This window comes from Aquimarina sp. (genome assembly GCF_977115655.1).
In genome coordinates this window covers 48231-64436 of record NZ_CDSBKO010000012.1, presented here as the reverse complement: position 1 = coordinate 64436, position 16206 = coordinate 48231, and the positions used below count along the sequence as shown (strand labels likewise).

The 16206-nt window shown below is 33.8% G+C and carries 12 protein-coding genes and 1 riboswitch; of the genes, 11 read left to right on the top strand and 1 reads right to left on the bottom strand.

Annotation, left to right across the window (positions count from 1 at the left end):
- Positions 1–15 precede the first annotated feature (15 nt).
- From ACZIYX_RS07225 to ACZIYX_RS07180, 10 genes are all read left to right on the top strand, one after another.
- Entirely contained in the window at positions 16–1518 is a 1503-nt protein-coding gene (locus tag ACZIYX_RS07225; protein WP_462681539.1) for a M12 family metallopeptidase, read from the top strand.
- 601 nt (positions 1519–2119) lie between these two features.
- Positions 2120–2224, top strand: a riboswitch (SAM riboswitch).
- 157 nt (positions 2225–2381) lie between these two features.
- Positions 2382–3386 (top strand): homocysteine S-methyltransferase family protein, encoded by a 1005-nt coding sequence (locus ACZIYX_RS07220; protein ID WP_462681538.1) that lies wholly within the window; start codon positions 2382–2384, stop codon positions 3384–3386.
- Positions 3387–3396: 10 nt separating this feature from the next.
- Positions 3397–3756 (top strand): four helix bundle protein, encoded by a 360-nt coding sequence (locus ACZIYX_RS07215; RefSeq protein WP_462681537.1) that lies wholly within the window; start codon positions 3397–3399, stop codon positions 3754–3756.
- On the top strand, positions 3753–6482 hold the full coding sequence (gene metH, locus ACZIYX_RS07210; protein WP_462681536.1) for a methionine synthase: 2730 nt from the start codon (positions 3753–3755) through the stop codon (positions 6480–6482). The genes ACZIYX_RS07215 and metH overlap by 4 nt, the downstream gene beginning before the upstream one ends.
- A 16-nt stretch (positions 6483–6498) precedes the next feature.
- Positions 6499–6969: a DinB family protein gene (locus tag ACZIYX_RS07205; RefSeq protein ID WP_462681535.1), complete on the top strand. Its 471-nt coding sequence runs from the start codon at positions 6499–6501 to the stop codon at positions 6967–6969.
- A 60-nt stretch (positions 6970–7029) separates the two neighbouring features.
- Positions 7030–7983 (top strand): methylenetetrahydrofolate reductase [NAD(P)H], encoded by a 954-nt coding sequence (metF, locus tag ACZIYX_RS07200; protein WP_462681534.1) that lies wholly within the window; start codon positions 7030–7032, stop codon positions 7981–7983.
- Between the two features lie 51 nt (positions 7984–8034).
- Positions 8035–9132 carry an acyloxyacyl hydrolase gene (locus tag ACZIYX_RS07195; RefSeq protein ID WP_462681533.1) on the top strand — a complete coding sequence of 366 codons (1098 nt, stop codon included), beginning with the start codon at positions 8035–8037 and terminating at the stop codon, positions 9130–9132.
- Between the two features lie 88 nt (positions 9133–9220).
- Entirely contained in the window at positions 9221–9967 is a 747-nt protein-coding gene (locus ACZIYX_RS07190) for a head GIN domain-containing protein (protein ID WP_462681532.1), read from the top strand.
- A 337-nt stretch (positions 9968–10304) separates the two neighbouring features.
- A complete protein-coding gene (locus tag ACZIYX_RS07185) occupies positions 10305–13028 on the top strand; it encodes a PAS domain S-box protein (protein ID WP_462681531.1) in 2724 nt (907 codons plus the stop codon).
- Complete coding sequence (locus ACZIYX_RS07180; protein ID WP_462681530.1) at positions 13015–13425, top strand: response regulator; 411 nt, start codon at positions 13015–13017, stop codon at positions 13423–13425. The genes ACZIYX_RS07185 and ACZIYX_RS07180 overlap by 14 nt, the downstream gene beginning before the upstream one ends.
- A gap of 15 nt (positions 13426–13440) precedes the next feature.
- Here the strand turns inward: ACZIYX_RS07180 and gldA are convergent, their stop codons facing one another.
- Positions 13441–14337 (bottom strand): gliding motility-associated ABC transporter ATP-binding subunit GldA, encoded by an 897-nt coding sequence (gene gldA / locus ACZIYX_RS07175; RefSeq protein ID WP_462681529.1) that lies wholly within the window; start codon positions 14335–14337, stop codon positions 13441–13443.
- Positions 14338–14835: 498 nt separating this feature from the next.
- Here gldA and ACZIYX_RS07170 point away from each other — a divergent pair, with 498 nt between their 5' ends.
- A complete protein-coding gene (locus ACZIYX_RS07170) occupies positions 14836–16140 on the top strand; it encodes a glycoside hydrolase family 1 protein (RefSeq protein ID WP_462681528.1) in 1305 nt (434 codons plus the stop codon).
- Positions 16141–16206 lie beyond the last annotated feature (66 nt).

The window sequence follows — 16206 nt, the reverse complement described above, 5'->3', positions numbered from 1 at the left end:
ATAAAAACTAACAACATGAAACTAAAAACATTTTGGTTGAAATCGAGTATTTCAACTTTATTACTGGGGGTATTATTAGTATTTACCAATTGCGAAAAAGAGCTTGTCACAGAAGAAACTTCCGAAGAAATTGTTGCCACACAAGAAAAAGATATAACCGAAAAAGCTTTTCCTGAAAGAACAGGTGAAATTACTGAAATAACCTATCAGGGGCAGCAGTTGACCGTAGAAAAAATGGATGATTTATACGTATTTGAAGGAGATATACTTATTACGCCAGAAGAGCTTCAAAACCAAACCAAAAGTACAGGCAGGGTTAGCAGTCTTTGGCCAAATTGTGTAGTGTATTATACTATAGAGAGCACTTTGCCTAATAAGGATAGAGTGTATGATGCCATTGCACATTGGGAAAGTAAAACCAATCTTCAGTTTATAAAACGAACCACTCAGGCTGCTTATGTGAATTTTCGTAAAGGAAGCGGTTGCTCATCTAGTGTTGGGCGTACAGGAGGAAAACAAAATATTAATTTAGCAGATGGATGTTCTACCGGTAATACTATACATGAGATAGGACATGCCATTGGATTATGGCATGAGCAAAGCAGAAAAGATAGAAATACCTATGTAAATATCAATTTTGCTAACATACAAGCAGGAAAAGAACACAACTTTAAAACCTATGTGGAAAGGGGAGAAGATGGAGACGAATATTCACCAACCTTAGATTTTGGTAGTATTATGATGTATGATTCCTATGCATTTTCTAAAAACGGAAACCCTACCATAACCAAAAAAGATGGAAGCACCTATAGCGTACAGCGTACAGCGCTGTCTGCGTGGGATAAAATAGGAGTTTCAAGAATGTATAAAAAAATATGTGGTACAGTACCAAACATGAGCGGGTATTACAAAGCAAACGACGGAGGGCATTATTATATCAGGCATATAGGAACCGATGTATATTGGTTTGGAGAACATCCAAGTGGATCATGGGCTAATATATTTAAAGGAAAGCTGGATGGAGACAAAATAACAGGTAATTTTTATGATGTGCCAAAAGGCAAAATACAAGGATCAGGAGAACTAAAATTAACCGTTAATTATAATAGTACCAAGATCACTAAAACCTCGGGTAATAACTTTGGGGGATCGGTATGGACAAAATCGACACTCCCTTTAAATCTTCCGGGAACCAGAACTGCCGGATTTGGAGTGCGTAATGATATCAATAACCTAACCGCAAGATGGTATGCCAATGATGGGGGGTATTATTATGTAAGACAAGTAGGAAGCCGTGTAGTGTGGTTTGGAGAACGTCATTTTACATCAGGGCGACCAGCTTGGGCAAATGTAGGATATGGAACCAAAATAGGCAACAATATATACCTGAACTGGGCAGATGTCCCTAAAGGAAATGCTAATGGAAACGGAACCTTACAATTGAAAATGGACGGAGCTAATAAAATGACCCGGGTAAGTGTAACAGGAGGATTTGGAGGATCTAGTTGGAGTAGATAATGTAAAAAAAAATAATCTTTGTTTAAAAGAGGATGTTTGACTTTTCAGACATCCTCTTTTTCTATTGCGATTTTTTAACTAATTATAAAAGAAGATTTTACAGAAAGAAACAAAGAGTTTTTGAGAAGTTATTATTAATGTTTTCAAATAAATTTTTATTTAAAATTACTTTTCAGACCTCTTTTTTTTGGTTATTATTTTGTTGCTATAAACAAAATAATTAGAAACACAATAAAATAAGTAACTCTCAGGATTTTGGTTGTTTTTTTACATTGTGGAGTCTGATCCCCTGGCTTGCCTCAAAATAGAAAAGAAGCTTTTTGCTGAATGCCTCACAGAATTGCCTCAAGGTAATTGGCTCTGCCTCGAAAATTATTTGATAATCCGGGTTAAAGATCATTTTAAAGATATTCAATATTAAAAAAAAGCAGTCGTGGATCTGGTATCTCGAAGCAATAAAAACCTAAAGTCTTAACCAGATAATATTAATTTTTTATTGTTACTGCATAAATCAGTAAATAAACTTGCATAACAAATAGCTATGTCTTTTATTTGTATCCAGATTAGCAAACGATGCTTTTTTAGTTCATAATCATATTAATTGTTATCAAGAAAGGTGGAGGGAATAGACCCTGTGAAACCTTAGCAACCCTTTACCTGTTAAAGAAGGTGCTACATTCTATCCGTTAAACGGTATAGATAACGAAGACACATAGCTTGGCTATTTTTTCCATTTGTTTTTCTTGATACACATTAATATTTCCTTTTTAAAAAGGACGCATTTTGTTATTTTCAACAATTTGGTATTTGAATTTGTAAAAGTTGGATAGTATTAGAGGTAATCAAAATATTAAAGTGGGTATATGAAAGATATAAATGAAATATTAAAAGAAAGAATCCTTGTTCTGGATGGAGCTATGGGAACCATGCTGCAAAGACATAAATTTACCGAAGAAGATTTTAGGGGAGAACGCTTTAAAGACTGGCCGGTGCCCGTACAAGGCAACAACGATTTACTAAGTATTACACAACCAGAAGCAATAAAACAAGTACATCGTTTATATTTTGAAGCAGGCGCAGATATTGTAGAAACCAATACTTTCTCAGGAACTACAATTGCTATGGCAGATTATAACATGGAAGAACTAGTATATGAACTTAATTACCAATCTGCAAAAATAGCCAAAGAAGTAGCAGAACAATTTACAGCAAAAGAACCACATAAACCCCGTTTTGTAGCAGGATCTATTGGCCCTACAAACAGAACCGCAAGTATGTCACCAGATGTAAACGATCCCGGGTACAGAGCAGTAACTTTTGATGAGTTAAGGATAGCCTACAAACAGCAAGTAGAAGCATTATTGGATGGGGGAGCAGATATTTTATTGGTAGAAACTATTTTTGATACCCTAAATGCCAAAGCAGCACTTTTTGCAATTGAAGAAGTAAAAGACGAAAGAAATATAAAAGTCCCGATTATGGTAAGTGGTACTATAACAGATGCCAGTGGCAGAACATTATCCGGTCAAACCGCTGAAGCTTTTTTGATTTCAGTATCCCACATCCCAATGTTATCTGTGGGATTTAATTGTGCCTTGGGGGCAAATCAATTAACCCCGCACCTTCAAGTTCTTGCCCAAAAAGCAAACTTTGCAGTATCGGCACACCCAAATGCAGGATTACCAAATGCATTTGGAGAATATGACGAAACACCAGAGCAAATGGCAGAACAAATCAAAGAATATATGGAGAAAAATTTGGTGAACATTATAGGGGGATGCTGCGGGACCACTCCAGAACATATAAAAGCAATAGCAGATTTGGCGAAAAAGTATAAACCCAGACAGTTGACTGTGGATAGTTTTTAGTGGATAGATTATGGAGTATAAAGAGTCAGAAGTTTGGAAGAAGTCAAGAATATTAGTTAATAATCTTTATGAAATTACAAAAACGTTTTCTAAGGATGAATTATATGGATTAACAAATCAAATGAGAAGAAGTGCGATTTCAATACCGTCAAATATCGCTGAGGGATGCGGAAGAAGAACTTCTGCAGATACACTTCAGTTTTTACATATTTCAAGAGGTTCATTGTATGAATTAGAAACACAATCCTATTTGGCTTTGGATCAAAATTATTTTGAAATAAAACAGCATCAGATTCTGTTAGCCCAAATTTTAAAATGTAAAAAATTATTAAATGGATTTATCAACTATTATAAAAAATGTGCATCATGATAGAAAATAAATCACAAAACCTATCAACCGACAACTCTAAACAATCAACCAGAAAATATTTAAAACTTTCTGGTTTGGAACCCATGATAGTTTCAGCAGAAACTAACTTTATTAATGTAGGAGAACGTACCAATGTAGCGGGATCACGTATGTTTTTACGATTAATTAAAGAAGAAAAGTTTGACGAAGCTTTGGATGTAGCCAGACATCAGGTAGAAGGGGGAGCCCAGGTGATCGACATTAATATGGATGACGGCTTGATCGATGGTAAAGAAGCAATGATACGATTTCTTAATCTTATTATGGCAGAGCCTGATATTGCCAGAGTACCTATTATGATCGATAGCTCTAAGTGGGATATCATCGAGGCAGGACTACAGGTAGTGCAAGGAAAATGCGTCGTAAACTCAATAAGTCTTAAAGAAGGAGAAGCAGAATTTGTTGCACATGCAAAAAAAATAAAGCGATATGGGGCAGCAGTAATTGTGATGGCTTTTGATGAGGTAGGACAGGCAGATAATTATGAACGGCGTATAGAAATCTCAAAAAGATCCTATGATGTACTGGTAGATCAGGTTAATTTTCCTCCCGAAGATATAATTTTTGACTTAAATATTTTTCCTGTAGCAACCGGGATGGAAGAACATCGTAGAAACGCTATCGACTTTATCGAAGCAACACGATGGGTAAGAGAAAACCTGCCTCACTGTAGTGTTAGTGGAGGAGTAAGTAATGTTTCCTTTTCTTTTAGAGGAAACGATAGAGTTAGAGAAGCAATGCACTCTGTGTTTTTGTACCATGCAATCAAAGCAGGAATGAATATGGGGATTGTAAATCCCGCAATGCTCGAAGTATATGATGATATCCCTAAAGATCTTTTAGAACATGTTGAAGATGTTATTCTGGATCGAAAAGACGATGCTACAGAAAGATTATTAGATCTGGCAGAATCTGTAAAAGGAACCAGTAAAGAAAGAGTTGTAGATCTTTCCTGGCGGGAAGAACCTTTGCAGGACAGAATCACCCGGGCTTTGGTAAAAGGGATCGATCAATATATTGTAGAAGATGTTGAAGAAGCAAGGCAAAAAGCAAACAAACCTATCGAAGTAATTGAAGGAAATCTAATGATAGGGATGAATGTTGTGGGAGACCTTTTTGGTTCTGGTAAAATGTTCTTGCCACAAGTAGTAAAATCTGCAAGAGTGATGAAGAGAGCAGTAGCGCATTTATTACCTTATATTGAAGAAGAGAAAAAGAAGAATCCCAAACCAGTAGAAGGTAATGGGACAAATGGACGTATCCTGATGGCCACAGTAAAAGGAGATGTACATGATATAGGCAAAAATATTGTATCTGTAGTATTAGGATGCAATAATTATGAGATTGTGGATCTTGGAGTTATGGTGCCACCAGAAAAGATTATTCAAACAGCTATCGATGAACAAGTAGATATTATTGGTTTAAGCGGTTTGATAACACCCTCTTTAGATGAGATGGTGCATCTTGCAAAAGAAATGGAACGTAAAAATTTTAATATCCCATTGTTAATTGGTGGAGCAACCACCTCCAAAGCACACACCGCAGTTAAGATTGATCCGCAATATAAAAATGCCGTAGTACATGTTAATGATGCATCCAGAGCAGTAACCGTAGTAGGGGATTTGTTAAATAAAAGAAGTAATCAAAAATATATAGGAGACTTAAAAGAAGACTACGATAAGTTTAGAGAAGGATTCTTAAAAAGAACAAAGCAAAAAGAATATTTGAGCATTAATGAAGCTCGAAAAAATAAATACACAATAGATTGGGAGACTTCTGAAATTGTAAAACCAAACCAACTGGGGATTCAGGTACTAACAGAATTTGATTTGAAAAAATTGGAATCTTATATAGACTGGACTCCTTTTTTTAGATCCTGGGATTTACACGGTAAATATCCCGCTATTTTAACCGATGAGATAGTAGGAGAACAAGCAACCTCTTTATTTAAAGACGCCAAAGAGCTATTAAAAAAAGTGTTAGATGAGAAATTGTTAGGAGCCAAAGCCATTTATGGTCTTTTTGAAGCAAATACAGTTAATGATGATGATATAGAAGTAACTACTGAAGAAGGAGGTTTTGTATTTAGGACTCTTCGTCAGCAATTAAAAAAACATGCAGGCAAACCTAATTTTGCGTTATCAGATTTTATAGCACCAAAAGAAAGTGGATTTCAGGATTATATAGGGTGCTTTTGTGTTACAACAGGGTTTGGAACAAAAGACCTGGCAGAAGCTTTTGAAAAAAATCTGGATGATTATAATTCTATCATGATTAAAGCACTGGCAGACAGATTAGCAGAAGCATTTGCAGAATACTTACATAAAAAAGTAAGAAAAGAAGATTGGGGATATGCAAATGAGGAAACTTTAAGCAATGATGAATTAATAAAAGAAGCGTATAAAGGTATTCGCCCGGCGCCAGGATATCCTGCTTGCCCCGATCATCTCGAAAAAATAACTATTTGGGAAATACTCAAAGTAAAAGAACGAATAGGAGTAGAGTTAACCGAAAGCATGGCAATGTGGCCTGCTGCATCCGTATCCGGATATTATTTTGCAAATCCCGAAGCCAGATATTTTGGATTAGGAAAAATAAAAGAAGATCAGGTAAAAGACTTTGCAGAACGAAAAGAGATAGACTTTGAGTATGCAAAAAAATGGTTGAGCCCAAATATACTGGATTAAATTCATATAAAAATCTATGAGTATAGAGGATAGCATAATTCAATACAATGAAGTTTTCGAAGGAGAACCTTGGTTTGGTACTTCAATATTAAAATCGTTACAGGATATACCATTGTTATTTTGGAATAAAAAACCAGAAAAGGCATCTCATTCCATTTTAGAGTTAGTATACCACCTTGTAGATTGGAGAATATTTGTTATTGAAAAACTAAAAGAAAACAAAACTTTTGATATTAAATTAAATACCGAACAAGACTGGAGAAAAGACGTCTTTATCTCTACAGAAAAGCAAAAGAAAGAGGTTATTAAAGAACTGGTAGGAACTCAAAATGTAATATGTGAATTGCTTAAGAAAAAAACAGAGGAATGGAGACATGAAGAAGTTGCAGGAAAAGTATATAAGAACGAATATATGATTAGAGGGATACTACAACATGATATATATCATTTAGGACAAATAAATATGACCTATAGTCAATTAAAATAAAACAGGTTAATATCAACTCTAAACATTAAAAGAAATACCAATTAAGAATAATAGATTACAATGAAAGTAACAGACCACATAAAAAATGCAAAAGGAAAAACCTTATTTTCTTTTGAATTAATACCACCACAAAAAGGAAGAAGCATACAAGAGCTATACGATAATATAGATCCGTTAATGGATTTTAAACCTCCTTTTATAGATGTAACTACTTCAAGAGAAGAATTTATTTATATAGACAGAGAAGGTCTGCTGGATAAAAAATTAACAAGAATGAGACCCGGTACAGTTGGGATTTGTGCATCGATCACCCACAAGTATAATGTAGATGCAATACCACATGTTTTATGTGGAGGGTTTACCAAAGAAGAAACAGAATATCTGTTGGTAGATTGCCATTATCTGGGAATTGACAATGTAATGGCACTACGGGGAGATGCTATGAAGGAAGAAAAATATTTTACACCTGCAAAAGGAGGGCATGCGTATGCTAACGAGTTGGTAAAACAAATTGTAAATATGAACAATGGGCAATTTCTTCATGAAGTAATAGAAACCGGAAATAAATCTGATTTTTGTGTTGGTGTAGCCGCGTATCCCGAAAAACATATAGAAGCCCCCTCTATGGATTCTGATATTAGAAGATTAAAAGATAAAGTAGATGCAGGAGCAAATTATGTAGTGACCCAAATGTTTTTTGATAATAAAAGATATTTTGATTTTGTAGAAAAAGCAAAAAAAGCAGGGATTAATGTACCTATTATACCAGGAATAAAACCAGTAGCAGTAAAAAGACATTTGCAGTTGTTACCACAAGTATTCAAATTAGATATGCCGGATGAATTGGTTAGAGCAGTAGAAAAATGTAGTTCTAACCAACAAGTTCGTGAGGTAGGGATAGAATTTGCAATACAGCAATCCAAAGAATTAATGGAGTATGGGGTGCCTGTATTACATTACTATTCAATGGGGAAATCTGATAATATAAAAAAGATTGCAGAAGCTGTTTTTTAAAAATATCTTTAAGACCTTGCAAACCTTAAAGGTCTGCCATACTTTTGCCGGATGATAAAAAAGATCTGTTTACTTTTTTGTATAGTACATCTTGGTATCTATGCCCAGATAGATTCTAAAAATAGCTATACCCTGGATGCTAATAATTTTTATGGCACTATACTAAACCACAACCCGGGAATTTCTCATTTAATTACAGGACACCCTTATGGGATGATAGTGTCTTTTCAACGTAAAACATTTGGAGAAGAAAACTGGCAACGATTATATAACTATCCCGATTATGGGGTTTCATTTATATATCAGGATATGGATAATGAATTTTTAGGAACGCATTTGGGATTATTTGTTCATTATAATTTTTATTTCTTAAAACGATACGTAACACTAAGAATAGGCCAGGGGGCAGGGTATAGTACAAACCCTTATGATGAAGATAAAAACTATCGAAATATAGCGCACGGCACCCATTTATCCAGTGCTACGTATGCATTATTAAACCTTAAAAAAGAAAATATTTTTAAAGGATTAGGAGTACAGGCAGGACTGGGAGTAGTTCATTATTCTAACGGAAACTCTAAAGCTCCAAATAAAAGTACAAACACTTTGTTTATAAATGCAGGAATTACCTATAACCTGAAAGAGGATAATCCAGAATACATAGAAAAAGAAAAAGACGCCGTTAAAGGAGCGGAGCCTGTAGGGTATGGCTTTATTTTTAGGAGCGGGGTTAATGAAAGCGATATAGTAGGATCAGGACGATTTCCTTTTTATACTTTTACGGCCTATGCAGATAAACGATTAAGCAAAAAAAGTGCATTACAGCTGGGTACAGAAGTGTTTTTTTCTAAAGCCCTGGCAAGATATATTGATTACAGGGCAGCAGGAGGATTTAATGATGGAACAACAGGAGAAGAAGACTCTAAAAGAGTAGGGGTGTTTTTTGGGCATGAATTAAGAGTAAATAAAATTTCGGTAGTAACACAATTAGGGTATTATGTATACTATCCTTATGATTTTGAAGGACAAATATACCTTAGAGCAGGAGTACGGTATCATTTTACTAAAAATATATTTGGATCCTTAACTGTTAGATCTCATGCAGCAAAAGCAGAAGCAATGGAGTTTTCAATAGGATATAGGTTATAAAAACACAGGTAAGTTATCTTGGTCTGGTTTTATGTACAAACAAAAAATATAAAGGTAGTATTGTCAAAGCCTTTTTTAAAAATATACTGTGAGTAGAATTATAATAATTTTAGGAATATTGCTTTTATTTGGTTGCGATTCTGAAAACGCTTCCGATTGCTTTCAAAGAACGGGTACTATAGTAAAAAAAGAGATTGTAGTTTCTGGTTTTAATCGAATTTTGGTAAATCCAAATATAGAACTTGTTCTAAAAGAAGGAGTAGAAACTTCGGTTATAATTGAAACAGGGGATAATCTTTTAAATGATGTTTCTGCCGTGGTACAAGAAGATCGTTTAATCCTTAGTGATACTAATGATTGTGGCTTTTTTAGGGATTTTAACCAAACAAAAATTTTTGTTACAGCTCCCAATATTACCGAAATACGAAGTAATACTCAGTTTGATATTTCTTCAGACGGAGTATTACAATACCCCTCATTGACATTACTGTCAGAGGATTTTGGCGAAGATACCAAAAACACAAACGGTACCTTTAATATCCAGATAAACAATACATCGGTATCCGCAGTAGGCAACAGTATAGCTTCCTTTTTTGTAAAAGGGGCAACAGAAACTTTAAATATTACTATAGCTTCCGGCACAGGAAGATTTGAAGGAGAAAGTTTAGTAGCCAAAAATGTTTCGGTTTATCACAGGGGGACCAATAAGGTTATAGTAAACCCACAGCAATCTATAAAAGTAGAAATACGAAGCACAGGAGATGTGATTTCGGTTAACAAACCTCCGGTTGTAACTGTAGAAGAGTTTTTTACAGGCAAGCTTATATTTCAATAATGTTTATTCCATTTATACTACCGTTTTTTTACGTGTTAAATTGGGGTTGTTTTCTTTTAGAAAAGAAAAGCCAGCGGTTTATACAGCCAAAAGGTAACGAAAGTAAAAGTCGTATCCTATTTAAAAAAATATCCCTATAATGTATCCCTTTGGGAGATATAGAGGGATGTTAATGGCACATCCAAAAATCAAACAAAAACATATCTAAGAAGAGAGAAAGCAGGGTTAAGGTATATCCATAAAAACTTTGCGGATTTCCGATCCTTGTTAATAAAGAATTAATATCTAACTTTATAAAACTCCAATATGTTTTACCCCGCAATTTTTATAAAGGATTATGGAAAGGATTAATAGTTCCCAAAATGTAGAGAATATAAAAGAAAATTACCTTAAAAAGGAGTTGTACGATCTTATCAAAAAAGATGATTTAATTTTTGATTTTATTCAACAGGCAGGTCTTGACGGACTTTGGTTTTGGGATTTAGATAGCCCCGATAATGAATGGATGAACCCTAAATTTTGGACAACATTAGGATATAATCCCAAAGAGAAGTCTCATAAATCTTCGGCATGGCAAGATATTATTAATAAAGAAGACCTAAAACAAGTATACAGTAATTTTGCCAAACATTGTAAAGATCCATCATATCCATTTGATCAAATTGTAAGATACAGGCATAAAAAAGGGCATACCGTATGGATTCAATGCAGAGGTTTGGTAATAAGAGATGATAAAGGAAAACCTAAACGAATGTTGGGGACGCACATAGATGTTACCAAATTAAAAAAAGCAGAATTAAGGCTGCAACGACAAGTAGAACGATACAAACATATTATAGAAGGAACAAATCTGGGTACGTGGGAGTGGAATGTTAAAACAGGAGAGGCCATTTTTAATGAAAGGTGGGCTAGTATTACAGGACATACACTGGCAGAATTAGAACCACTATCTATAGATACCTGGACAAAATATACACACCCCAAAGATTTAGAAAAATCCAATCAGCTTTTACAAGATCATTTTGCAAAAAAAACACCTTTTTATGAATGTGAAGCCAGAATGAAACATAAAAATGGAGAATGGATATGGGTGTTGGACAGAGGCAAAGTGGTGAGTTGGGATTCTAACGGAAATCCCGAATGGATGATAGGTTCATACCAGGAAATAACAAAAGCCAAAAAAGATTTAGAAAAAAGTAAGTTGTTTGTGCAACAAGCACCTAGCGCTATAGCTATGTTAGATACAAATATGTGCTATTTGGCAGTCTCTCAAAAATGGTATCAAGACTATAGTATTAAAGAAAGTAATATTATAGGAAAATCACATTATGATATTTTTCCTGAAATTATAGAAAAATGGAAAGACGATCATAGAAGATGTCTTAACGGAGAAATATTAAAAAGCGAAGAAGATCGTTTTGAGAGATTAGACGGGTCTGTACAGTGGCTTACCTGGGAGCTGCGACCATGGTATACCGATGAAAATAAAATAGGCGGTATCTTAATGCACACATCAGACATTACCAAAGCAAAAGAAACAGAAATTAGATTGCGAATTAGTGAAGATATGTTTAGAAGAAATTTTGAAAATGCTGCGATTGGGATGCTAATGTTTGATGAAAATGGATACTTTACAAAAGTAAATTATAAACTTTGTGAAATTTTGGGATATTCTGATACAGAACTAACAAAATTAGCTTTTAAAGATATTATTCATCCGGATGATATGGAAAACAGCGAAAAAATGTTTCAATTGCTTTTTACAGGAGAAAGAGTATACCACCAGATCGAAAAGAGATGTTTTCATAAAAACAGAGAGATCATACATGTAGATATGTCTGTATCGGTTGCTAAAAACGAAAATGATATACCTTCTTATTTTATTGCGCAAATTGCAGATATAAGCCATAAAATTGAAGCCAGAGAAAAATTACAAAATACACTGGGTAAACTAAAAAGTATAATAGATGATATTACTCAGGTAATTATAATAGGTACAGATAAAGATGGCTTAATAACTACTTTTAATAAAGGAGCAGAAAACTTATTGGGATATGCCAAAGAGGAAGTGCTATTAAAAGAAACCCCTTTAAAATTTCTTCAAAAAGAAGAAGTAGAAAAAAGAGGAAAAGAACTATCCTTGTTGCTAAGCAAGGAGATCAAAGGTTTTGAGTTTTTTACAGCATTGTTAAACAGACAAGAATACGATGTAAGGGAGTGGACAAACGTAAGAAAGGACGGAACCTGTTTTCCTGTTCAAGTAACAGTGTCACCAATAAAAGAAAACAACATAACTACTGGGTACTTGGGGGTAGCAGTAGATATTAGCGAAATTAAAAAAGCAGAAAAAGATTTAAAATCATGGTTGGTACTTGCCAAAGATCAAAATAATAGACTTAAGAACTTTGCACATATAGTTTCGCATAACCTTAAGTCACATTCCGGAAATTTTCAGATGCTCCTGGATTTATTTATTCAGGAAAACCCGGATGTTGAAGATAATGAAATTATACAGCTTTTTAGAACAGCATCAGATAACCTTACCGAAACCATAGCGCATTTAAGTGAAGTTGTTTTAATGAACTCTTCTGTCGATGAAAATTTAGCAGGATTAAATTTGCATAACACAATAGGCAAAGTGATCAAAAGTGTTTCGGCCATAGCAAAAGAAAAGAAAATAAAAATTAGTAACGAAGTACAGCCAGATATTAAGGTTTTGGGGATACCGGCATACCTGGATAGTATTTTGCTTAATTTTATTACCAATGGTATACGATATAGCTCAAATCAAAGAGATAGTTATGTTACTTTAAGCAGTAGTATAAAAGAGGGGTTTGTAGTGTTAAGCATTGCAGATAATGGATTGGGTATAGATTTAAAAAAACACAGAGCAAAACTATTTGGGATGTACAAAACTTTTCATCATAATAAAGAAGCCAGGGGCATTGGTTTGTTTATAGCAAAAAACCAGGTAGAAGCAATGGGAGGGAAAATAGAAGTGGAGAGTAAAGTAAATAAAGGAACTGTTTTTAAAATATATATGAAATATGAAAAAAATTGATATAGCCTGTATTATTGACGATGATCCAATTTTTGTATTTGGGATTAAAAAAATAATGGAGCTTGTTGGTTTTTGTAAAAACTTTATGGTTTTTCGTAATGGAGAAGAAGCATTAAATAATATAAAAGCTATTATTTCTGCCAATGAAAAATTACCAGATGTGATTTTACTGGATTTGAATATGCCAATACTTGACGGGATACAATTTTTAGAAGAGTTTACTAAAGTTCCTTGTAAAAAGAAAATTATAATTTATGTAGTTTCATCATCAGTAGACCCCGAAGATATTTTAAGAGCCAAATCTTTTGATAATGTAAGTGATTATATTGTTAAACCAATTTCAGTAGAAAAACTCAAAGAAATTTTAAAACATATAGAGAAAGTAGATCAGTGTTGATCTTTATGCACTCGATCAGGAACCCGTTAATTCCCTAAACAAACTTTCCAGATTTTTATTCTTTCTTGCTAGTTGTAAAATCTTTAATTGATTGTCATGTGCAAAATCAAAAACGGTAGTGCGCATATCTTTTGTAGTATCAAAAGTAATTTGATAATAAAAACCCTCTGTGTTTTTTACATTACTAACATGGGGTAAGTTTAGTAAAAAAGCTTCTTCTATGCGGTAATCAAATTCAACTTCAATTACTTGTCTGGCTTTATCTGCTATTTCATTAAGTCGTTTGTCAGCAACAATTTCTCCTTTGTTGATAATAATAACACGATCGCACATAGCCTCTACTTCCTGCATAATATGAGTAGATAAAAAAACAGTTTTTTCCTTGCCTATAGATATAATAAGCTCCCTTATCTCTACCAATTGATTTGGATCTAAACCTGTTGTTGGTTCGTCCAGAATCAAAACTTTAGGGTCATGAAGTAACGCGCAAGCTAATCCAACTCTTTGGCGGTATCCTTTGGATAATTGACCGATTTTTTTGTTAGCCTCTGGCGTTAGTCCTGTTAATGCAATGATATCCTCGATCCTTGATTTAGATATTTTGTATATACTAGAATTAAATTTCATATATTCTCGTACATACATATCCAGGTACAAAGGATTATGTTCAGGAAGATACCCAATATTTTTTTTTACATCAATAGGATTGGATTGTGTGTCAAAACCATTTACCATAGCAGTACCCTCAGAAGGATCGATATAGGTTGTCAGAATTTTCATCATAGTCGATTTTCCTGCCCCGTTTGGACCTAAAAAACCGACAATTTCTCCTGGTTGTATTTCAAAAGAAATAGAATTAAGAGCTTTTTGAGTACTATAAAATTTAGAAATATTTGATACTACTATCGACATATAAATCACATATAAACCTGATTGCCCTCAAAAATACATATTTAACAACTGTATTTTATAATAAATACAGGAAAAAAGATAGTAACCTGCAATTAATAATGTCGTTAAATTAATGATTTTAGTCCACATCGCAGAGTTTAATCCTTTTCTGGCTTGCCCCGAGAAAAGAAAGAGAAAATTTTTGCTGAATGCATTGCGGGATTGTCCCTGGGGTAATTGACCAATCAAAAAGATAGAGATCAACGCAATGATATTGATAATTTGGGATTAACACTAAAATAATGTTGAGATAAAGTAATACAGTGTTTTATGAGGTACTTTTATAGATATAAGAATCCTTTATGTTAAAACAAACAATATATCACCTGCTTCATAAACTGACTTGTTGGGTGCAGCAAGTTGTTTTTTTTGTAATCTCGGTATTCCTAAAAAAAGAATTGTTTAAACACTAGTTTTATGTCAATATACTAACTGTGTTTTCTGGTTTTTTTACAATCGATGAACAAAAATAAAGACTTCAAATGGGGGGTTACAATTTCTGCTGCTCAAACCGAGGGAGCTTATAAAAAAGATGGAAAAGGTATCTCTATTTGGGATACGTTTACACAAAAAAAACATAAAATAAAGGATAGATCAGATGCCAGGGTAGCTACAGATTTTTATCACAGATATAAAAAAGATATTGATCTTGCAGTAAATATAGGTTTGCAAATATTTCGTTTTTCTATTTCTTGGCCCAGAATATTGCCCGATGGCTCTGGTAAGGTAAACCCAAAAGGGATTGAATTTTATAACAAAGTGATTGATTATTGTTTGCAATCAGGAATTGAGCCCTGGGTTACTACATATCATTGGGACTTACCACAAAAATTACAAGATAAAGGAGGTTGGTGCAATCGCGAAATTATAGACTGGTATACCACCTATGTTACTATATTAAGAGATAATTATGCGCATAAAGTAAAAAAATGGATATTAATTAACGAAGGTGTTGTTTGTATAGGTGGAGGGTATTTTTTGGGAGTACACGCTCCTGGTAAAAGAGGAATTGATAACTTTATTTCGGGGGTACACCATATTTTGTTGGCACAAGCCGAAGGTTTTAAAGTGTTAAAACAAATAAAAGGACTTGAAGTAGGGACAGCACTAAGTTGTACTAAAATTGAACCTTATAGAAATACAAATGCAGATAAAAAAGCAGTAAATAGAATAGACGCACTAATGAATCGCTTATTTATAGAACCTCATTTGGGGATGGGTTACCCCGTTGACGATTTGCCGATTTTAAAACGAATAGCAAAGTACTATAAAGAAGAGGATTTGGAAACTTTAAAAACCAATTTTGATTTTTGGGGAATACAAACATATACCAAACAAGTTGTTAAATCTGCATGGTATATCCCTTATTTAAGGGTAATACAGGTAAAACCAGAAAAGAGAGGTGTAGAAACCTCTGTAATGGGATGGGAAACGTATCCTGAAGGAACACAGTATTTTTTAGAAAGATTCTCTAAATATAACCCGGAAAAACCATTATGGTTATCAGAGTGCGGGATTGCTCTGTCACATAATGAAGATGACCAGAAAAGAATTGATTATTATAAAAAAGTAATTGATTTAACACAAAATGCAATTAGTAAAGGAGTAGATGTAAAAGGGATCTTACTATGGACCTTGGTCGATAATTTTGAATGGGCAGAAGGATATCTACCTAAATTCGGAATAATTAGTTTGGATAGAAATACTTTGCAAAGACAAATGAAAAAATCTGCAATTTGGTTAAAAAAGTATTTAGAGGAGTGATAATAATGGATATCAGATACATAAAATGGTTGTTTTTATTGTGACCATATTGTTTTTTAATATTGA

What these genes read in the sequence shown, in the direction of transcription:
- ACZIYX_RS07225 (WP_462681539.1), top strand. Translation starts at nt 16, where the DNA reads ATGAAACTAAAAACATTTTGGTTGAAATCGAGTATTTCAACTTTATTA.
- ACZIYX_RS07220 (WP_462681538.1), top strand. Translation starts at nt 2,382, where the DNA reads ATGAAAGATATAAATGAAATATTAAAAGAAAGAATCCTTGTTCTGGAT.
- ACZIYX_RS07215 (WP_462681537.1), top strand. Translation starts at nt 3,397, where the DNA reads ATGGAGTATAAAGAGTCAGAAGTTTGGAAGAAGTCAAGAATATTAGTT.
- metH (WP_462681536.1), top strand. Translation starts at nt 3,753, where the DNA reads ATGATAGAAAATAAATCACAAAACCTATCAACCGACAACTCTAAACAA.
- ACZIYX_RS07205 (WP_462681535.1), top strand. Translation starts at nt 6,499, where the DNA reads ATGAGTATAGAGGATAGCATAATTCAATACAATGAAGTTTTCGAAGGA.
- metF (WP_462681534.1), top strand. Translation starts at nt 7,030, where the DNA reads ATGAAAGTAACAGACCACATAAAAAATGCAAAAGGAAAAACCTTATTT.
- ACZIYX_RS07195 (WP_462681533.1), top strand. Translation starts at nt 8,035, where the DNA reads ATGATAAAAAAGATCTGTTTACTTTTTTGTATAGTACATCTTGGTATC.
- ACZIYX_RS07185 (WP_462681531.1), top strand. Translation starts at nt 10,305, where the DNA reads ATGGAAAGGATTAATAGTTCCCAAAATGTAGAGAATATAAAAGAAAAT.
- ACZIYX_RS07180 (WP_462681530.1), top strand. Translation starts at nt 13,015, where the DNA reads ATGAAAAAAATTGATATAGCCTGTATTATTGACGATGATCCAATTTTT.
- gldA (WP_462681529.1), bottom strand. Translation starts at nt 14,337, where the DNA reads ATGTCGATAGTAGTATCAAATATTTCTAAATTTTATAGTACTCAAAAA.
- ACZIYX_RS07170 (WP_462681528.1), top strand. Translation starts at nt 14,836, where the DNA reads ATGAACAAAAATAAAGACTTCAAATGGGGGGTTACAATTTCTGCTGCT.